This window comes from Streptomyces sp. NBC_00663 (assembly GCF_036226885.1).
Taxonomy (GTDB): Bacteria; Actinomycetota; Actinomycetes; order Streptomycetales; family Streptomycetaceae; genus Streptomyces.
In genome coordinates, this window is sequence record NZ_CP109027.1 from 2882430 (window position 1) to 2901100 (window position 18671).

Annotated in this window: 17 protein-coding genes; 4 read left to right on the forward strand and 13 right to left on the reverse strand. The window is 70.9% G+C overall.

The window, feature by feature from the left end; genetic code table 11:
• The first annotated feature begins 57 nt into the window (after positions 1-57).
• Both OG866_RS12885 and OG866_RS12890 read left to right on the forward strand, forming a co-directional pair.
• Positions 58-882: a helix-turn-helix domain-containing protein gene (locus OG866_RS12885; protein WP_329334347.1), complete on the forward strand. Its 825-nt coding sequence runs from the start codon at positions 58-60 to the stop codon at positions 880-882.
• Positions 879-1085, forward strand: coding sequence for a DUF397 domain-containing protein (locus OG866_RS12890; RefSeq protein WP_329334349.1), 207 nt, complete (start codon positions 879-881; stop codon positions 1083-1085). The genes OG866_RS12885 and OG866_RS12890 overlap by 4 nt, the downstream gene beginning before the upstream one ends.
• Here the strand turns inward: OG866_RS12890 and cimA are convergent.
• The 9 genes from cimA to ureA form a co-directional block, all read right to left on the reverse strand.
• Positions 1040-2644, reverse strand: a complete 1605-nt coding sequence (gene cimA, locus OG866_RS12895; protein ID WP_329334351.1) for a citramalate synthase — start codon at positions 2642-2644, stop codon at positions 1040-1042. The two genes, OG866_RS12890 and cimA, sit on opposite strands and share 46 nt — an antisense overlap.
• A 309-nt stretch (positions 2645-2953) precedes the next feature.
• A complete protein-coding gene (locus OG866_RS12900; protein ID WP_329334352.1) occupies positions 2954-4246 on the reverse strand; it encodes a TolB family protein in 1293 nt (430 codons plus the stop codon).
• A gap of 48 nt (positions 4247-4294) precedes the next feature.
• Positions 4295-5599: a TolB family protein gene (locus tag OG866_RS12905; RefSeq protein ID WP_329334353.1), complete on the reverse strand. Its 1305-nt coding sequence runs from the start codon at positions 5597-5599 to the stop codon at positions 4295-4297.
• 38 nt (positions 5600-5637) lie between these two features.
• A complete protein-coding gene (locus OG866_RS12910; RefSeq protein WP_329334355.1) occupies positions 5638-6909 on the reverse strand; it encodes a TolB family protein in 1272 nt (423 codons plus the stop codon).
• Positions 6910-7023: 114 nt separating this feature from the next.
• A complete protein-coding gene (locus tag OG866_RS12915; protein ID WP_329334356.1) occupies positions 7024-7626 on the reverse strand; it encodes a TetR/AcrR family transcriptional regulator in 603 nt (200 codons plus the stop codon).
• A complete protein-coding gene (locus tag OG866_RS12920) occupies positions 7623-8120 on the reverse strand; it encodes a hypothetical protein (RefSeq protein ID WP_329334358.1) in 498 nt (165 codons plus the stop codon). The genes OG866_RS12915 and OG866_RS12920 overlap by 4 nt, the downstream gene beginning before the upstream one ends.
• Before the next feature lie 9 nt (positions 8121-8129).
• Positions 8130-9161, reverse strand: coding sequence for an agmatine deiminase family protein (locus OG866_RS12925; RefSeq protein WP_329334360.1), 1032 nt, complete (start codon positions 9159-9161; stop codon positions 8130-8132).
• Between the two features lie 9 nt (positions 9162-9170).
• Positions 9171-10883: an urease subunit alpha gene (locus tag OG866_RS12930; RefSeq protein WP_329334361.1), complete on the reverse strand. Its 1713-nt coding sequence runs from the start codon at positions 10881-10883 to the stop codon at positions 9171-9173.
• Positions 10880-11578, reverse strand: coding sequence for an urease subunit gamma (gene ureA / locus OG866_RS12935; protein WP_329334363.1), 699 nt, complete (start codon positions 11576-11578; stop codon positions 10880-10882). The genes OG866_RS12930 and ureA overlap by 4 nt, the downstream gene beginning before the upstream one ends.
• 125 nt (positions 11579-11703) lie before the next feature.
• Here ureA and OG866_RS12940 point away from each other — a divergent pair, with 125 nt between their 5' ends.
• Positions 11704-13143 (forward strand): cytosine permease, encoded by a 1440-nt coding sequence (locus tag OG866_RS12940; protein ID WP_329334365.1) that lies wholly within the window; start codon positions 11704-11706, stop codon positions 13141-13143.
• Here the strand turns inward: OG866_RS12940 and OG866_RS12945 are convergent.
• Positions 13140-14228 carry a branched-chain amino acid aminotransferase gene (locus OG866_RS12945; protein WP_329334366.1) on the reverse strand — a complete coding sequence of 363 codons (1089 nt, stop codon included), beginning with the start codon at positions 14226-14228 and terminating at the stop codon, positions 13140-13142. The genes OG866_RS12940 and OG866_RS12945 overlap by 4 nt on opposite strands.
• Before the next feature lie 257 nt (positions 14229-14485).
• Positions 14486-15529 (reverse strand): 3-isopropylmalate dehydrogenase, encoded by a 1044-nt coding sequence (locus tag OG866_RS12950; protein ID WP_329334367.1) that lies wholly within the window; start codon positions 15527-15529, stop codon positions 14486-14488.
• Between the two features lie 144 nt (positions 15530-15673).
• Between OG866_RS12950 and OG866_RS12955 the strand changes: the two genes are divergently transcribed.
• A complete protein-coding gene (locus OG866_RS12955) occupies positions 15674-17233 on the forward strand; it encodes a purple acid phosphatase family protein (protein ID WP_329334369.1) in 1560 nt (519 codons plus the stop codon).
• Positions 17234-17291: 58 nt separating this feature from the next.
• Here OG866_RS12955 and OG866_RS12960 read toward each other — a convergent pair whose 3' ends face one another.
• Together OG866_RS12960 and OG866_RS12965 are read right to left on the reverse strand one after the other, a co-directional pair.
• Positions 17292-17423 carry a hypothetical protein gene (locus OG866_RS12960; protein ID WP_020121043.1) on the reverse strand — a complete coding sequence of 44 codons (132 nt, stop codon included), beginning with the start codon at positions 17421-17423 and terminating at the stop codon, positions 17292-17294.
• A 229-nt stretch (positions 17424-17652) separates the two neighbouring features.
• The gene (locus tag OG866_RS12965) at positions 17653-18567 is read right to left on the reverse strand and encodes a LysR family transcriptional regulator (protein WP_329334370.1); all 915 of its coding nucleotides are present in this window, start codon (positions 18565-18567) and stop codon (positions 17653-17655) included.
• Positions 18568-18671: the final 104 nt, after the last annotated feature.

The following is an 18671-nucleotide window of genomic DNA, read 5'->3' on the forward strand; positions in this document are numbered from 1 at the left end:
TGATTACTACGACCTCGATACGAGGACTTCGGGTGCCCACGGGGGAAGGGAACGGCCATGACTACGGCCAGGAAGCAGCCCAGGAAAGTCAGTTCGTGGCGAGCTGTGGGGGCGCTCGTGGCGCACTTCCGGAAGCGGGCGCGGCTGACCCAGGAGCAGCTCGCCGAGCGGGCGAAGATCAGTGTGGACGCGGTGGGGTCCATCGAACAGGGGCGGCTGGCACTTCAGCCGGACCGGGCGGAGCAGCTCGACGAACTGCTGGACACGGGTGGGGCGTTGGCCGTGATCGTGGCGGAGATGCCGGTTCGGGAGAAGGTGGTGCAGTTCGCGCAGTCGCTGGTGGATCACGAGCAGGAGGCGGTGGCGATCCTGTCGTACCAGAGCCTCGCGATTCCTGGACTGCTCCAGACTCGGGACTACTGTCGAGCTGTCTTCGACTATCGGTACCCGGCGATCGGCAGTGAAACGGCCGAGCAGTGGGTGACTGCCCGTATGGAGCGGCAGTTGGTCTTCCAGCGGGAGCGGCCTCCCGTGTGCAACTTCATCATCGAGGAGAGTGTCCTGCGTAGGCAGGTTGGCGGCTCGGAAGTGATGCGGGAGCAGTTCGGGCAGATCCTGGAGTACACCGAACCCGTCCACATGAGCTTTCAGATCATGCCAATGGATCGGACGCCTCACGCCGGTCTCGACGGCCCCATGGTGTTGCTGGAGACACCCGAATACGAGCGCCTGGCCTATCTGGAAGTCCAGCGTGTCAGCTTCCTCATCGAGGATCCCGACGAGGTCAGCGACTATCACCACAAGTATGGAATGCTGCGGTCACAGGCCCTCTCACCGGATGAGAGCGTGCGCTACGTGCACGGATTGCTAGGAGACCGATGAGCACCGCACTTCAGTGGTTCAAGTCCAGCTACAGCGGCAGCGAGGGCGGCGACTGCATCGAAGTCTCCGCCCACCCCGCCGCGATCCACATCCGCGACTCCAAGAACACCGACCCCATCGTCACTGTCACGCCGGGTACTTGGGCCGCCTTCGTCGCCTACTCCGCCGGCTCCACCCCGGCCCGCAACAGCCCGTACGTGTAGGCGTCCTCAAGTGCCTGCCAGGACGCGGCGATCACGTTCTCCGCTACGCCCACCGTCGACCACTCCCCCGTGCCGTCCGACGTGGAGATGAGGACTCGGGTGGTGGAGGACGTGCCGTGGACGCCTTCCAGGATGCGGACCTTGTAGTCGACCAGGTCCAGCTTGGCGAGTTGCGGGTAGAGCTTTTCGAGGGCTACCCGGAGGGCACGGTCGAGGGCGTTGACCGGGCCGTTGCCCTCGGCGGTGGCGACGATGCGCTCGCCCTTGGCGTAGAGCTTGACGGTGGCCTCGTTGGCGTGGGAGCCGTCGGGGCGGTCCTCGACGATGGCTCGCCAGGACTCGACCTCGAAGTACTTCAGCGGGCGGCCCTCGACCTCGCCGCGCAGCAGGAGTTCGAAGGAGGCGTCCGCCGCCTCGTACGTGTAGCCCTTGAGCTCGCGCTCCTTGACCCGTTCCACGACCCGGCCGACCAGCTCGCGGTCGCCGCCGAGGTCGACGCCGAGCTCCTTGCCCTTCAGCTCGATCGAGGCACGGCCCGCCATGTCGGAGACCAGCATGCGCATGGTGTTGCCGACCAGCTCGGGGTCGATGTGCTGGTACAGGTCCGGGTCGACCTTGATCGCGGAGGCGTGCAGGCCGGCCTTGTGGGCGAAGGCCGAGACGCCGACGTAGGGCTGGTGGGTGGAGGGGGTGAGGTTGACGACCTCGGCGATGGCGTGCGAGATCCTGGTCATCTCGCGCAGCTTGCCCTCGGGCAGCACCTTCTTGCCGTACTTCAGCTCCAGCGCCGCGACCACCGGGAACAGGTTGGCGTTGCCGACCCGCTCGCCGTAGCCGTTGGCCGTGCACTGGACGTGGGTCGCGCCCGCGTCGACGGCGGCCAGCGTGTTCGCGACCGCGCACCCCGTGTCGTCCTGGGTGTGGATGCCGAGGCGGGCGCCGGTGTCGGCGAGAACCGTGGAGACCACGGCCTGGACCTGGGCCGGGAGCATGCCGCCGTTGGTGTCGCAGAGGATGACCACGGAGGCGCCGGCCTCCGAGGCCGTCCGTACGACCGCCTTCGCGTACTCCGGGTTGGCGCGGTAGCCGTCGAAGAAGTGCTCGCAGTCGACGAAGACCCGGCGGCCCTGTGCCGTCAGGTACGACACCGTGTCGCGGACCATCTCCAGGTTCTCGTCCAGCGTGGTGCGCAGGGCGAGTTCGACATGGCGGTCGTGGGACTTGGCGACCAGCGTGATCACCGGAGCGCCCGACTCCAGCAGTGCCTTGACCTGGGGGTCTTCGGATGCCTTGGCGCCCGCCCGGCGGGTCGCGCCGAAGGCGACCAGCTGGGCGTGCTTGAACTCGATCTCCGCCTGGGCGCGGGCGAAGAACTCGGTGTCCCGCGGGTTGGCGCCGGGCCAGCCGCCCTCGATGAAGCCCACGCCGAAGTCGTCCAGGTGCCGTGCGATGGCCAGCTTGTCCGCGACGGTGAGGTTGATGCCCTCGCGCTGGGCGCCGTCGCGCAGGGTGGTGTCGAAGACGTGGAACTGATCGTCGAGTTCGCTGGTTTCGGTCATGGTCTCAAGGCTCCTGAGGATTGGATCTCGGTCGTACCGGAATGACCGGCTCCACCGCCCCCACATACTCCCTCGCGCTCTCGCTTCCGGCTGCGGGTGGGCCAGAAAAGCGAAAAACCCCTCGCGGGTGCGAGAGGTCTGCGCGCGGGTCGAGGACGACGGTGTCCGCCCGTACCTGGTCGTACGAGACGGTCACTGCGGACCGGCGCGCCTGCTGCCAATAATCATGGCGAACGAGAGCACGGGGGCAGTCTGGCACAAGTCACCCCCGTGCTCACCGTCCGTCTCAGGATGCGAACCGTGTGCTGGTCAGCGCAGGTGGCGGACGAAGCCGTCGGTGACCCCGTTGGTGTCGTCCGGCACCAGTTGGGTGGAGCCGGACGAGAGGCCGACCTCCTTGCCGCCGCGGCTCACGGAGTAGAGGGTGACCGCCTCGTCCTCCACGGTGCCTCCGGCGACCGACTCGCTGACGAGGCGGACCGAACCGGTACGCAGATCGCGCAGATAGACGTTCTGGACGCCGAAGTAACCCGTCTCCCGGTTCCGCGGGGTCGCCTCGTAGGCCAGGTACCGGCCGTCGGAGCTGATCTCGGAGCTCTGGATGCCGAACGCGGTCTCCGCGTTGTGGGAGATCCTGCGGATCTTGCCGGTCACCAGGTCGCGCACGAAGACGTCCGGATCGGTGCCGTTGGTGTCGTCCGGGACCAGGTCCGGGGCGCCCGAGCTGAAGGCGACCAGCCGGCCGTTCGCGGTGAGCGAGCCGTCGAGGGCCGCGTTGGTCGGGGTGCCGTCGGGGGTGACGTTGAGCTGCTGCTGGGTGCCTTCGCGGATGTCGTACGCCCACAGCGCGGAGCCCGGGCCGCGGTACTGGAACTGGTTGTAGAGGATGCGGCTGCCGTCCTCGCTGACGTCGTACACGACCGATGTCCACTCCGGGCGGGCACGCTCGCTGACCCGCTTCACCGTCCCGGTCTCGCGGTCGAGGAGGTAGAGCATCCGGTAGCCGTTGGGGTCGTCGGCCTCCATCCGGTTGGGCCGGGCGGTGAAGGCGATGTAGCGGGCGTCGGCCGACATCGCGGCGCCGCCCGTGTCGACGGAGCGGCCGTCGATTCCGAAGCTGAGCCGTTCGGTGGTGCCGGTGCGGCGGTCGTGCAGATAGACGTCGTCGACCCATTCGTCGGCGGGCGGCGGGGTGTCCCAGTGGACGAGGTTGCGGGCCCGGGAGGTGAACAGGACGTACCGGCCGTCGGGGCTGATCTCGAACGAGCTGGACGTGTCGTCGGCCTGGACGCCTGCGGAGCTGACGTTCACCCGCTCGACGGTGCCCTTGCGCAGGTCGCGGACGAAGACGTCCCGGAGCCCGTTGGTGTCCCCGGGCACCAGGTTGGAGGCGTCCGACGAGAAGACCGCGAAGCGGCCGTTGCCGCTGAACTCGGGGCCGTAGGTGGCGCTGTCGCCCTGCTCCCCCGTGGCCGAGACGCCGAGACGCTCGGTGCGCGGGGCCGGGGCCGGGGCCGGGGCAGCCGACGCCGTGGTGGCGGAGAGGGTGAGCAGGCCGGCGACGAGCGCGACGGCCAGTGCGGTGCGTGTGCTGGCGTACAAGAGCGTTTCCCCCTGTGATGGTTCGGTGGTTCGGTCGTCCTGGGCTGGTCAGTGCAGGCGGCGGGCGAAGATGTCCGTCACCCCGTTGGTGTCGTCCGGTACGAGGTTCGTGGCGTCCGACGCGTAGGCGACCCGGTGGCCGCTCAGCGCCGTGCCGCCTGTCGCCGGGCCGTCCGGCTGGGTGCCGTCGGCGGCCGTGCCGACCCGCTGGATCGCGCCGGTCCGCAGGTCCTTGACGAAGACGTCGGCGACGCCGTTGGTGTCCCCGGGCACCAGGTTCGTCGCCGTCGACACGAAGGCGACCCGGCGACCGTCACCGCTCAGGTACGCCCCGGCGCTGGCGCCGTCGCCCTGCGTGCCGTCGGCCGCGGTGCTGACGCGCACGGTGGTCTGTGACGCGCGGTCGAAGGCGAAGACGTCGGTGACCTTGTTGGTGTCGTCGGGCACCAGGGAGCGGACGTTGGAGGCGAAGGCGAACACGCGGGCGTCGGCGCTGAGCGACGAGTCGAACGACCCTTCCTTGTAGACGTACTTGGCGGGCCGGCTGATCTGTTCCGTCGTCTGCTCGACCCGGTCGCGCACATAGACGTTGCGGGCGTGGGTGTAGTCGTGGGCCGGGTCCAGCTGGTCGGCCGACTCGAAGGCCACGTACCGGCCGTCGGCGCTGAGGGCCGCCCCGAGGGAGTCGGCCTCGCCGAGCGTGCCGTCGGTGCGGTACTGGACCAGCTCGTCCCTGCCCGTGCGCAGGTCGTGGACGATCACGTCGTCCCGTCCGTTGGTGTCGCCGGGCGCGGCGTCCGGGGTCGATGTGGTGTACGCGACGACCCGGCCGTCCGCGCTGATGGCGGGCGAGTGGTTGAGCAGATAGCGCGGTGGCACGTCCGGGTGGCCGTGGCTGACGCGCTCGGTGCGGTGGGTGCGGCGGTCGACGAGGTAGATGTCGTCGAGGCCGTTGTCGTCGTCCTTGGTGAGCGCGGCGGCGGTGGCGACGACGACGCGCCGGCCGTCGCCGCTGAGCGCCACGCCCGTCGCCGGGCCCTGGCCCACCCGCTCGGTGCGGCCGGTGCGCAGGTCGTGGACGAAGGCGTCGGCGACGCCGTTGGTGTCCCCCGGGACCAGGTCGGTGGCGGTCGAGACGAAGGCGACGTACCGGCCGTCCGCGCTGAGCACCGGGCGGCCCGAGGGACCGTCGGCCTGCCGGCCGTGGGTGCTCACGCTGGCCCGTTCGGTGCGCTGCGTGGTGTTCGGGCCGGCCTCGGCCGGTAGGGCGGCCACGGCGAGCGCGGCCACGACGGCGGCGCTCAGAGTCGTACGGCGGGCGGCGCTCAGAGTCGTACGGTGTGCGAGTCTCATGGAAGATCCCCCCAGATTTCCCTTGCCTGCAACGGAGTTCAGTGCAGCCGACGGACGAACACGTCACGGTTGTCGTTCGTGTCGCCCGGCACGAGGTTCGAGGCCCAGGAGTCGAAGGCCACGGCCTTGCCGTTCCGGCTGACCGCGGTGGACGGCCAGCCCTGGTGATCGCTCTCCCCGCCGCCCTCGGCGACCGTCACCCGCTGGGTGCGGCCGGTGCGCAGGTCGCGGGAGAAGAGCGGGCCGTGGGCGGTGTCGCCCGCGACGAGGTTCGTGGCGCCGGAGACGAAGGCGACGCGGCGGCCGTCCTCGCTGATCACCGGCTGGTACGAGCGGGCGTCGAGCTGCTCGCCGGTGGCGCCGACGGAGATCCGCTCGACGGTGCCCTTCTTCATGTCCCGGACGAAGATGTCCTCCAGTCCGTTGGTGTCCCCGGGCACGAGGTCGGGTGCCGCCGAGGAGAAGACCGCGTACCTGCCGTCGCCGCTGAAGGTGGGGCGGCCGGTGCGCTGGTCGGGGCGGTCGAAGCGTTCCTTGACGCCGGTGCGCCGGTCCCAGGTGTAGGCGGCGCCGTGCGGTCCGGGCCTGGCCTGGCTCATGGTGTAGGCGACACGGCCGCCGTCGGCGCTCAGGGTGGGGGCGCCGATGATCCAGGTGTGCGCGTCGTCGGTGGGCGGCGGTTCGGTGACGCTGACCAGGCGGGTGGTGCCGGCCTCGCGGTCGCGGACATAGACGCCGGCCCACATGCGGGTGCCGGTGTCGCCGTGGTCGGCGAGCGACGAGACGAAGGCGATGTACCGTCCGTCGCGGCTGATCACGGGGTCGGTGGAGTAGGCCGGTTTCCCGTCGTCGGTGAGGCTGACGACCTCGGTGCGGTCCTTCACCCGGTCCCAGAGGAAGACGCCCGAGAACCAGTCGCCTGCCTCGGCCGACCCGGTGCCGCCCTGGAAGACGACGTACCGTCCGTCGGCGCTGATCTTCGCGTCGTGGGCGAGCGTGTAGGGCCCGCCGTCGTCGCGCACGCTGACCTGCCGGAGGGTGCCCTTGCGCAGGTCGCGCAGGAACACGTCGGTGGACTGGTCGGTGTCCCCGGGCACCAGTCCGTCGGCGTCGGACTCGAAGACGACGAACCGCCCGTCACCGCTGATCGACGGGGTCCGCGAGTCCCCGGCCACCTGGTCACCGGTACCGGTCACGCTGACCCGCCGGGTCCCCTCTCCGGCGGGCGCCGCACCGGCCCCTTGCACCGCCGGCAGCACCATCGCCCCCGCGAGCAGCGCTACAGACGTCCCCCGTAAGACAACTGACATCGTTTCCCCCGATGACGCTGATTCCCCCGGCCCTGCGCCAAGGGCTCTCCACGAGGCAAGCGCATCAACAAGGCCACGGCAATCCCCCGAATTGAGTACAACCCGGGCGTCGGCTCAGGCGTCCGCGAGGAGACCCTCGTCCAGGAACTCCCGTACGTGGCCGAGAATCTGCGTCCGGTCGGTGCCGCGGAGGCCGATCGCCACATGGATGGAGAAGCCGTCCAGCAGCGCGCGCAGCCGGGCCGCGAAGCGGTCCGGGTCCACCGGCCGGAACTCCCCCCGCGACACCCCCTCGGCCAGCAGGGCCACCAGGTCACGGTGCCAGGCGCCCTCGATGGCGGCCTGCCGGTCGCGGGCGTCGTCGGCGGCGTTCTGCGAGCGGTTCCAGACCTCCAGCCACAGGGTCCAGTGGGGGTCACGGTGACCGTCGGGGACGTACAGGTCGACATACGCATCGAGCCGTTCCCGCGCGGGCCCGACCCGGGCCAGCAGCCGCCCGCGCTCGGCGCCGAGCCGTCCCTCGCTCCACTCCAGGGTCTGGAGCAGCAGTTCGTCCTTGGAGCGGAAGTAGTACAGAAGATGACCACTGCTCATGCCGACCTCACGCCCGAGGGCGGCCATGGTGAGCTTCTCCAGACCGCGGTCGGCGATCATCTCCATGGCGGCCGTGAGGATGCGCTCGCGCGGCGGGGCGGGGGTGCGGCGGGGGGTGCTCATACGGCGGTCACCCGGACCGCGTCGGGCAGGAAGTGTGTCTCGTACGGCCCGGTGCAGTCGGCGAAGAAGGTCGCCACCACCGCCCCGCACGCGCCGCACACCTCGTTGGGCCCCTCGCGCCCGGGCGGCCCGCAGCAGCCGATCTCCAGGAACGCGGGATTCTGCGCGAGCTGCGCGCGGGCGTCCTCCGGGTGGACGACCAGGGTGTCGCGCGGCCCGGCGGAGATCAGGAACCCGGGACCGTCGGGGTCCCCCATCAAGGAGTTGCCCGGGTGGGCGACGCCGGTCCACTCCGGGTCGGGGTGCGGAACGTACGGCGCCCCGCACGCCTCCGGGTCCACGGCGTACGTGCCGCGCGGCATCGTCGCCGGGGCGCGGCGGGCGCCGTCGGCGCCCTTGCTGCCGTCGTACTCCGGGCGGGCGGGTACCTCGGCCAGCAGACGCAGTGGCTCGGTCAGCCGTGCGCCGCAGGCGGCACAGTTCAGCACATTCACCCGTACGTTCTACCTGACGCCCGCCCTCGGCTGCTGCTGGGTGATGCAGTGGATGCCGCCGCCGCCCGCGAAGATCGTGCGGGCGTCGACGAGGGTGACCGTCCGCTCGGGGAAGAGGCGGCGGAAGATCCCGGCCGCGAGTTCGTCGTTCGGGTCGTCGAAGCCGCAGAGGACCACACCGCCGTTGCAGAGGTAGTGGTTGATGTAGGAGTAATCGACCCAGTCGCCGTCCTCGTCGGTCAGGACCGTGGGGGCGGGGATCTCGACGACCTCCAGACGACGCCCCCGCGCGTCGGTCTGACCGCGCAGGATCTCGACGTACTCCAGGGAGCGGGCGTGGTCGGGGTGGGCCGGGTCGCGCTGGCTGTGGACGACCACGACGCCCGGCCGCGCGAAGGCCGCGACGATGTCGACGTGGCCCTGGGTGCCGTACGTGCCGTAGTCGCCGGCGAGGCCGTGCGGGAGCCAGATGGCCTTGGTGGTGCCGAGCCGGGCGTGGATCTCCGCCTCGACCTGCTCGCGGGTCCAGCCGGGGTTGCGGCCCGCGCCGAGCTGGACGGTGTCGGTGAGCAGGACCGTGCCCTCGCCGTCCACGTGGATCGCGCCGCCCTCGTTGACGAGCGTCGAGGCGTACGACGGGACGCCCACGAGGTCGGCGACCTGCCCGGCGATCTTCGCGTCGTGCTCCCAGCGGGCCCAGTCCTGTCCGCCCCAGCCGTTGAACACCCAGTCCACGGCGGCGAGTTGCCCCGCCCGGTCCTTCACGAAGGTCGGGCCGATGTCCCGCATCCACGCGTCGTCCAGCTCACGCTCCACCAACTCGACGTCCGGTCCGAGCAGTTCACGGGCGGAGTCACCCTGCCCCGGCGCGTGCACCATGGTCACCGGCTCGAAGCAGCGCACCGCACGGGCCACCGCCGCCCAGGCGGCGCGGGCCTCGGCCAGCTCCTCGTCGTCGGTGAACGTCGGATTGGGTCCGGGCCAGGCCATCCAGGTGCGCTCGTGCGGTTCCCATTCGGCGGGCATACGGAAGTCGGTCATGAGCGAGTCCTAGAGGAAGTAAAGGCGGTTGAGGGAGACGGAGTCGGCCGCGTCCGAGCGCAGCGGCTCACCGTCGAGGGTGACCAGCCCGGTGCGCTGGTCCACCTCCACCTGTCCGGTACGGGAGTTGAGGCGCAGGTCGGCCGGTCCGATGCCGCGGGTGCCGCGGACGGCGACCCTGCGGCGGCGGGTCGGCATCGAGTCGTTGCCCTGGTCGACGGCGGCCTGCGCGACGAACGCGACGGAGAGGTCGGCGGGGGTGGCGCCGTACGACCCGAACTGCGGTCCCAGGACGAGGGGTTCGCAGGTGTCGGTGGCCGCGTTGGGGTCGCCGACCACGCCGTACGCCGGGAACCCGGACTTCAGCACCAGCTGCGGCTTGGCCCCGAAGTACTCCGGGCGCCACAGCACGATGTCCGCCAGCTTGCCGACCTCGATGGACCCGACCTCGTGCGAGAGCCCGTGGGCGATGGCCGGGTTGATGGTCAGCTTGGCCAGGTAGCGCAGGACGCGCTCGTTGTCGTGGTCGTCGTTCCCGGCGCCGAGTTCGGCCTTCATCTTCCCGGCCATGGCGAAGGTACGGCGGACGGTCTCGCCGGCCCGCCCCATGCCCTGCGCGTCGGAGGAGGTGATGCCGATCGCGCCCAGGTCGTGCAGCACGTCCTCGGCGCCCATGGTCCCGGCGCGGATGCGGTCGCGGGCCATGGCGGCGTCGCCGGGCAGGTCGGTCTTCAGGTCGTGGACGGAGACGATCATGCCGTAGTGCTCGGCGACCGCGTCCCGGCCGAAGGGCAGGGTGGGGTTGGTGGAGGAGCCGATGACGTTCGGCACGCCCGCCATCTTCAAAACGTTCGGGACGTGTCCGCCGCCGCAGCCCTCGATGTGGAAGGCGTGGATGGTGCGGCCGTCCAGCACCTTCAGGGTGTCCTCCACCGACAGGCACTCGTTCAACCCATCGCTGTGCAGGGCGACTTGGACGTCATGCTCCTCGGCCACGCGCAGCGCCGTGTCCAACGCCCGGGTATGGGCGCCCATGTCCTCGTGCACCTTGAAGCCGCTCGCCCCGCCCTCGGCCAGCGCCTCGACGAGGGGCGCGTCATGGGACGACGAACCCCGGCCCAGGAAGCCGATGTTGACGGGCCAGGCGTCGAAGGCGTTGAACGCGTGCCGCAGCGCCCAGGGCGAGTTCACCCCGACGCCCCACACCGGCCCGAACTCCTGCCCGATGACCGTGGTCACCCCGGAGGCCAGCGAGGCCTCCATGATCCGCGGCGACAGCAGATGCACATGGGTGTCGACGGCCCCGGCGGTGGCGATGAGCCCCTCGCCGGACACGATGGACGTGCCGGTGCCGACGACGACGTCCACGCCGTCGAGGGTGTCGGGGTTCCCGGCCCGCCCGATGGCGCAGATCCGTCCCTCGCGGATGCCGATGGACACCTTGCGGATCCCGAGCACCGCGTCGATCACGACGACGTTGCTGATCACCACGTCACAGGTCTCGCGGACGGCGGCGGCCTTGAGGTGCAGTCCGTCACGGGCGGTCTTGCCGAAGCCGGCGAGGAACTCGTCGCCGTACCGCTGGGAGTCGGCCGCGACGCGGATCGTCAGCCCGGAGTCACCGAGGCGGACGCAGTCGCCGGCGCGCGGGCCGTGGGTGGCGGCGTACTCGTACGGGGTGAGGCGCCGGGCCTCGGCGGGATGCCCTCCGGGGCGGCTCATCGTGCGGCCTCCTCATCACGTATGCCCAGATAGCCGCAGGCGGCGGCCCTCCGCAGCGCCTCCTCGCGGGCGCCGGGCGCGTCCAGCGCCCCGTCCACGAGCCCGGCGAAGCCGATCGCGATCCGCGCGCCGCCGATCGGCACGAGTCCGACCTCCAGCGTCTCCCCCGGCCCGAACCGCACCGACGACCCGGCGGGCACGGCGAGTCGCATGCCGTAGGCGTCGGCGCGGGCGAAGTCGAGGCGTGGGTTGGCCTCGAAGAAGTGGAAGTGGGAGGTGACGGAGACGGGGACGGTGGCGGTGTTGGTCACCGTCAGCCGTACGACCGCCTCCGGCTCGGCGTGCGCGGGCCCCGGCAGCAGCGCGCCCGGCGCCTGGTCGGCGAGTCCGCCGCCCCCGATGGGGTCGGAGACGACCGCGAGCCGCGAACCGTCGTCGAAGACGGCCTCGACATGCACCTCGGTCACGACGTCCGCGACGCCGGGCAGCACATCGTCCGGGCCGAGGACGGCGCGGGCGCGCTCAATGGCCTCGGCGAGCCGGGCGCCGTCGCGGGCGGCCTCGCACACGGTGTCCGCGATGAGCGCGGTGGCCTCCGGCACGTTCAGCCGGAGTCCGCGGGCCCTGCGCGCCCGGGCCAGTTCGGCGGCGCCGAAGAGCAGCAGGCGGTCGCGTTCGGTGGGGGTGAGCCGCATGTCGTTCCCTTCGCTTTAGAGCAACACTCTAAACGGGAGATGTCCACAAACCAAGGCTTGACGTCGGAGCAGCGAACAGCCCACATTGAACGTCACTCAAACCGAGGGACCGAGGGAGACACAGCATGCCGATGGAACAGCGCGGGGTCGACACCATCCCCGACGAGGAACGCACCAGCGGGCCCCGTGACCTCGTCTCGATCCTGCTCGGCTCGAACCTGTGCCTCGGTGTGATCGTCTTCGGCTGGCTGCCGCCGTCCTTCGGTCTCGACTGGTGGGGCTCGGTGAGCTCGATCGTGGCCGGCACGGTCGTCGGCACCCTGCTGACGGCCCCGCTCGCCCTGATCTCCCTGCGCACCGCCACCAACCTCTCCACCTCCTCCGGCGCCCAGTTCGGCGTCCGCGGCCGGCTGGTCGGCTCGGTGGTGGGCCTGCTCCTCGCCCTCGGCTACACCGCGCTGACCGTGTGGATCGGCGGGGATGTGATGGTGGGCGTGCTGGGCCGGCTGGTCGGACTGCCGGCGAGCGGATGGTCGTACGGCGTGATCTACGGGCTGCTCGCGGCGGCGACCGTGGCGGGCGCGGTGTACGGCTACCGGGTGCTGCTCACGATGTCGCGGATGCTGGCGATCGGCATGACGGCCCTGCTGGCCCTCGGCGTCGTGGCCTACGCCCCCGACTTCACGACCGACGCGCTGCCCGAGGCGGGCGGCTATCTGCTGGGCGGCTTCTGGCCCACCTGGCTGCTGGCGGCGGTGGCCGCGGGCCTGTCCGGGCCGATCGCCTTCATCACCCTCCTCGGCGACTACACCCGCTACATCTCCCCGGCCCGCCACTGCGACCGCCGGGTCCTGCACGCCACCTGGCTCGGGCTGCTGCTGGGTCTGCTGGTGCCGCAGCTGTTCGGCACGTTCACGGCGTACGGGGCACGCGCGGCCCTGGACTACGCCGGGCCGCTGGTCTCCGCGTCCCCCGGCTGGTACCTGATCCCGCTGCTGCTGGCCGCCTCCGCGGGCTCGGTGGGCAACGCGGGTCTGATGCTGTACTCCATGGGCCTCGACCTGGACGCGATCCTGCCGCGCGCCTCCCGGGCCACCGCGACCTACACCGTCGCCGTCGTCGCCACGGCCTGTGTCTTCGTCGGCCACTACGCCTCGTCCGCGCAGGACGCGATGACGTCCTTCGTCCTCCTGCTGACGGCGATCGGCACCCCGTGGGCGGTCATCACCCTCGTCGGCTTCGTGCGCGACCGTGGCGTGTACGACGCGGACGCCCTCCAGGTCTTCAACCGCCGGGCGCGGGGCGGGATCTACTGGTTCCGGAGCGGCTGGAACATCCCGGCCACGGTGTCGTGGGCGCTGGGCGCGGCGGTCGGCCTGCTGGCGGTGTCGCTGCCGTCGTACGAGGGGCCGCTGCTGTCCCTGACGGGCGGGGTGGACTGTAGCTTCCTGCTGTCGGGGCTCGTGGGCGGAGCCGCGTACGTCCTGCTGACACCCCGGCGCGACAGCACCAGGGCCGCCACGGAGGTGACCTCCGGGACGGCCCTGGCGAACAACAACCGCTAGCCCAGCTTGTGCATCCAGCCGTGCTGATCGGCGGCCGTGCCGCGCTGGATGTCCAGCAGCGCCTGGCGGAGCTTCACCGTCACCTCGCCGGGCTCACCGGTGCCCTGCTGCCACTCGGCGCCGGTGCGCTTGACCGTGCCGACCGGGGTGATGACGGCGGCGGTGCCGCAGGCGAAGACCTCGGTCAGGGTGCCGTTCGCGGAGTCGGCCTGCCACTGGTCGACGGAGACGCGGCCCTCCTCGGCCTCGTAGCCGAGGTCACGGGCGACGGCGAGGAGGGAGTCGCGCGTGACGCCCTCCAGGATGGAGCCGGTCAGCGTCGGCGTGATGATCTTGTTGCCGTACACGAAGTACAGGTTCATGCCGCCGAGTTCCTCGACCCACTTGCGCTCGACCGCGTCGAGGTAGCAGACCTGGGCGCAGCCCTGCTCGGCGGCCTCGGCCTGGGCGAGCAGGGAGGCGGCGTAGTTGCCGCCGGTCTTGGCGTCGCCCATGCCGCCGGGGACGGCACGGACGTGGTCCTCGGAGACCCAGATCGACACCGGCTTGACGCCCCCCGGGAAGTACGCGCCGGCGGGGGACGCGATGACCAGGAACAGGTACTCGTTGGCGGGCTTGACGCCCAGGCCGACCTCGGTCGCGATCATGAACGGGCGGAGGTAGAGGGACTCCTCGCCGCCGTGCGCCGGGACCCACGCCTCGTCCTGCTTCACCAGCGCGTCGCACGCCTCGATGAACGTCTCGACCGGCAGCTCGGGCATGCCGAGGCGGCGGGCGGAGGCCTGGAAGCGCTGGGCGTTCTTCTCCGGGCGGAAGGTCGCCACCGTGCCGTCGGGCTGGCGGTAGGCCTTCAGGCCCTCGAAGATCTCCTGCGCGTAGTGCAGGACCATCGTCGCCGGGTCGAGGGAGAGCGGCGCGTACGGCACGAGCTGGCCGTCGTGCCAGCCGCGGCCCTCGGTCCACTTGATGACGACCATGTGGTCGGTGAAGTGGCGGCCGAACCCGGGGCTGGCCAGGATCGCGGCGCGTTCCGCGTCGGAAAGTGGCGAGGCCGAGGGCTTGAGCTCGATCGTGGGCGTCGTCATGAGTGGTTGTCCTTCACCGGTTGTGTAGTGACACGGGCCGCGCTCACGCCCTTTTACTGTCAGTGACCAGTGCTAGGACGTCCGAGCATTCCCTCAATCCGCGGCTCCGCGTTCGATTATCGCGCGCGGGGGTCCGTGGACGAAAACGGCGTGAATGCGACCCAGGGGTTGATGGTGTCACCCGGCGGGGGACATACGGAAGCCGCCGGGTGCGTCTGCGACCCGGCGGCTTCGAGGTGTTACTGGGCAGCCGCGGGTCAGCCGGCTACTCGTACGGCCAGCGCGTCGCCGATCTCCGAGGTGGAGCGGGCGGGCTTGCCGGCGCGCTCGCCGAGGTCGGCCGAGACGGCCTCCTCGATGCGGGCGGCCTCGGTCTCGTAGCCGAGGTGGCGCAGGAGCAGCGCGACGGACAGGACCGTGGCGGTGGGGTCGGCCTTGCCCTGGCCGGCGATGTCGGGCGCGGAGCCGTGGACCGGCTCGAACATCGACGGGAACTCGCGGGAGGGGTTGATGTTGCCGCTCGCCGCGACGCCGATGCCGCCGGAGACGGCCGCGGCGAGGTCGGTGATGATGTCGCCGAAGAGGTTGTCGGTGACGATCACGTCGAACCGCGCCGGGTCGGTGACCAGGTAGATGGTCGCCGCGTCGACGTGGATGTAGTCGGTGGTGACCTCGGGGAACTCCTCGGCCACCTGGTTGAAGATGTTCGTCCACAGGTGGCCCGCGAAGGACAGCACGTTGTTCTTGTGGACCAGCGTGAGCTTCTTGCGGGGACGGGCCTGGGCACGGGCGAAGGCGTCACGCACGACACGCTCGACGCCGAAGGCCGTGTTCACGGAGACCTCGGTGGCGACCTCGTGCGGGGTGCCCTTGCGGATGGTGCCGCCGTTGCCGGTGTAGGGGCCCTCGGTGCCCTCGCGGACGACCACGAAGTCGATGGCGGGCTCACCCTTGAGGGGAGTCTCGACACCCGGCAGCAGCTTGCTCGGCCGCAGGTTGACGTGGTGGTCGAAGAGGAAGCGGAGCTTCAGCAGGAAGCCGCGCTCCAGGACACCGGAGGGGACCGACGGGTCGCCGATGGCACCGAGGAGGATCGCGTCGTGCTGCTTGAGCGCGTCCGCGTCGGCGTCGGTGAGGGTCTCACCGGTGGCGTGGTAGCGCCGGGCGCCGAAGTCGTACTCCTTCGTCTCCAGCTTCACATCCTGCGGAAGGACGGCGGAGAGGACCTTCAGACCTTCGGCCACGACCTCCTGGCCGATGCCGTCACCGGGAATCACTGCGAGATTGATGCTGCGAGACATGTAGGGCACCCTACTCCCGCGTCCCATGGGATGACACGACATGTCCGCGATACGGACACTGTGGTTCTGCTGGGCGTCAGCCCTTCGACCGGCGTTCACCCGTATGTATGGCGGCTGTTGGCATGCGCTGGGAACTTCACCGTCATGGACCTTCCCGACGTAGGCATCCCGCCGCAGCTCGCACGCCGGATGAGCATGGCCGAACAGCACGAGTACCTGCGCACCAGGCTGACCCGGCGGCGCACGCTGGTGACGGCGGGCGCGGTGGCGGGCGGCCTGCTGACCGGCTGCGCGTCCGACGGAAACGGTTCATCGCCCCGTACGGCCGCCTCCGCCACCCCCGCCGCCAAGGTGCCCGGCTCCGCCGTCGCCCCCTTCGGCCGCCACCTCGCCTTCGGCGCCGACCCGCGGACACAGATGCGGATCTCGTGGCAGGTACCGGCCGCCGTCCGCAAGCCGTACGTCCGGATCGGCGCCCGCCCCGACGAGCTCGGCCGGAGGATCGAGGCCGAGATCCGCGACCTGCACACCCCCGGCGTCACCGGCGTGCGCCCCGCCCTCGACCAGTACTACGTGCACGCGGCCCTGGACGACCTGCTCCCCGGCACGACGTACTACTACGGCGTCGGCCACGACGGACTCGACCCGGCCGCCCCGGAACACCGCTCGACGATCACGTCCTTGCGCACCGCGCCCACCCGCCCGGAGAAGTTCGTGTTCACGGCCTTCGGCGACCAGGGCGTGAGCAAGGCCGCGGCGGCAGGCGACGACCTCCTGCTGAAGCAGGATCCGGCCTTCCATCTCCACGCGGGCGACATCTGCTACGCCGACGTCAACGGCCGCGGCGAGAAGACGGACGGCTACGACCCGGCGTACTGGGATCTGTTCCTGAAGCAGAACGAGCAGGTCGCGCGGTCGGTGCCGTGGATGGTGACGACCGGGAACCACGACATGGAGGCCTGGTACTCCCCCGACGGCTACGGCGGCCAGCTCGCCCGCTGGTCCCTCCCGGACAGCGGCTTCGACTCCCGCACCGCGCCGGGGGTGTACGCGTTCACGTACGGCAACGTCGGCTTCGTGGCGCTGGACGCCAACGACGTGTCGTACGAGATCCCCGCCAACCTCGGCCACACGGGCGGCAAGCAGACGGCGTGGCTGGACGAGAAGCTCGGGGAACTGCGCAAGGCGGTGGACTTCGTCGTCGTCTTCTTCCACCACTGCGCCTACTCGACCTCGTCGCACGCCTCGGACGGCGGGGTGCGTGCGGAGTGGCTGCCGCTGTTCGCGAAGCACCAGGTGGACCTGGTGATCAACGGGCACAACCACGTCTATGAGCGGACCGACGCGATCAAGGGCGGCGAGGTGGGCCGGCGGGTGCCGGTCGGCGCCTCGACCGACCCGACGCGGGACGGGATCGTGTACGTCACCGCGGGCGGGGGCGGCAAGGATCTGTACGGCTTCCCGGCGGGCGTGAAGGAGAGCTACGAGGGTCAGGTGCGCGACCTCGACTCCGTGGACACCTTCCAGTGGACGAAGTCACGCGCCACCAAGGCGGAGACGGTGGAGTGGTCGCGGGTGCGCTACCGCGGCTTCTCCCTGCTCAAGGTGGAGGCGGAGAGCGGCGGCACGCCACGGCTCAGGGTTTCGGCGCTCGCGCAGAACGGCGACCGGATCGACCATTTCGAGGTGCGGCGCGGAGCTTGAGTCCGCGCCGCACCCCGGCGGGTGCGGCTCCCGGCTTCTTCAGATGCCTTGCGGCTGCTCAGTGGCCGGTCGAGCCGCCGTTGTCACGGCGGTCGAGGGCGCGCTGGAGGGCGGCCGCGGCGTTCTTGCGGTCGGACTCGCTCGTGCGGGACGTGTGACGGACTCGACGGCGGGCGGTCGTCTCGGCCATGAGAAATCGACTCCTTCGAATGCATGACTGCATGGAGGCAACGGGGGGTTGCGAGACGCCGGAAGGGGCGGGGAGCGGGGGGCCGCAGGGGTTGCCTGCACGGGGCCCGGCTCACGACCGCCATTCGCTTGATCGAGCGAGACGTTCGGCTCCTACAAAGCTAAGGGAGGCGGCCGTGTCTGTCTCCACAATTACTCGGACTTCCTACTATCTGAGACGGTGGATTGGGTCACACCGCCCTGAGCTGGGCCTTTACCAAAGCGGCGGCAGGATTGGCATGTGCCCGCAGCTCGCGGACCAGGGCCCGGACGGCGGCCGTGGCGGCGAGCTCGGGGGTGGTGACATAGCCGACCTGGCGGGTGGGCCGGTCGGGACCGAGATCGGTGATCTGTGTCGAGAGCGGTGCTCCGGTGAGGGAGAGCGCGGGCATGATCGCCATACCGAGACCACTGCTCACCATCGAGAGCACCGCTCCGTCGTCCTCGGCCCGGACGGTCGCGGTGGGGATCCAGTCCTGGGCGGCCCACCAGGTGCGGGTGTAGGAGGAGCAGTTCTCCCGCCAGTCGACGAGGGGCAGCGCACGCGGGTCGGGGTGACCGGCCGGGTGCACCAGGGAGTACGGCTCCTCCAGGAGTACGTCACCCACGAGTTCCGGCGGGACCGGCGTGCTGGTGCCGAAGGTGGCGATGCCCAGGTCGGCCCGCCCCTCAGCCACCGCCCCGGCGGTCCCCGGCCCGACCTCCCGGACGACGGTGACGGTCGGCTCCAGCGCCGGATGCCGTGCGGTGAGGCGTTCGAGCACGGGCGGGAGCAGATACAGGGCCGCGCTGCGGAAGGCGGCGATGCGCAGGGGCCCGGCGACCTCACCCGGCGTGCCGCCCCGGGTCTCGGCGACCAGCACATCGAGCATCCGCAGCACCCGTCGCCCATGGGCGACGGCCCGCGCACCGGCCGGGGTCGGCCGGGCCCCGAACCGTCCCCGCTCGAAGAGCACGACGCCCAGCTTGCGTTCGATGCCGCGCACGGCGTGCGAGACGGCGGACTGGGTGGTGCCGAGCCGGACGGCCGCGACCGAGAACCCGCCCTCCTCGGCGACGGCGACGAGGGTGCGCAGTTCCTGCGGCGCGAGATCGACGGTGCTCACTTCCGGGCTCCCCACCTGCGGCCATGAGAGCGGCTCATGGATCCGCCCGTTGCATGAGCCCAACCCTCTGCCCGGTCGGGACATTCCTCCGTACGTTCCTCGGT

What these genes read in the sequence shown, in the direction of transcription:
- OG866_RS12905 (WP_329334353.1), bottom strand. Translation starts at nt 5,599, where the DNA reads ATGAGACTCGCACACCGTACGACTCTGAGCGCCGCCCGCCGTACGACT.
- cimA (WP_329334351.1), bottom strand. Translation starts at nt 2,644, where the DNA reads ATGACCGAAACCAGCGAACTCGACGATCAGTTCCACGTCTTCGACACC.
- OG866_RS12910 (WP_329334355.1), bottom strand. Translation starts at nt 6,909, where the DNA reads ATGTCAGTTGTCTTACGGGGGACGTCTGTAGCGCTGCTCGCGGGGGCG.
- OG866_RS12885 (WP_329334347.1), top strand. Translation starts at nt 58, where the DNA reads ATGACTACGGCCAGGAAGCAGCCCAGGAAAGTCAGTTCGTGGCGAGCT.
- OG866_RS12960 (WP_020121043.1), bottom strand. Translation starts at nt 17,423, where the DNA reads ATGGCCGAGACGACCGCCCGCCGTCGAGTCCGTCACACGTCCCGCACG.
- OG866_RS12890 (WP_329334349.1), top strand. Translation starts at nt 879, where the DNA reads ATGAGCACCGCACTTCAGTGGTTCAAGTCCAGCTACAGCGGCAGCGAG.
- ureA (WP_329334363.1), bottom strand. Translation starts at nt 11,578, where the DNA reads ATGCGGCTCACCCCCACCGAACGCGACCGCCTGCTGCTCTTCGGCGCC.
- OG866_RS12950 (WP_329334367.1), bottom strand. Translation starts at nt 15,529, where the DNA reads ATGTCTCGCAGCATCAATCTCGCAGTGATTCCCGGTGACGGCATCGGC.
- OG866_RS12915 (WP_329334356.1), bottom strand. Translation starts at nt 7,626, where the DNA reads ATGAGCACCCCCCGCCGCACCCCCGCCCCGCCGCGCGAGCGCATCCTC.
- OG866_RS12940 (WP_329334365.1), top strand. Translation starts at nt 11,704, where the DNA reads ATGCCGATGGAACAGCGCGGGGTCGACACCATCCCCGACGAGGAACGC.
- OG866_RS12945 (WP_329334366.1), bottom strand. Translation starts at nt 14,228, where the DNA reads ATGACGACGCCCACGATCGAGCTCAAGCCCTCGGCCTCGCCACTTTCC.
- OG866_RS12930 (WP_329334361.1), bottom strand. Translation starts at nt 10,883, where the DNA reads ATGAGCCGCCCCGGAGGGCATCCCGCCGAGGCCCGGCGCCTCACCCCG.
- OG866_RS12955 (WP_329334369.1), top strand. Translation starts at nt 15,674, where the DNA reads ATGGACCTTCCCGACGTAGGCATCCCGCCGCAGCTCGCACGCCGGATG.
- OG866_RS12925 (WP_329334360.1), bottom strand. Translation starts at nt 9,161, where the DNA reads ATGACCGACTTCCGTATGCCCGCCGAATGGGAACCGCACGAGCGCACC.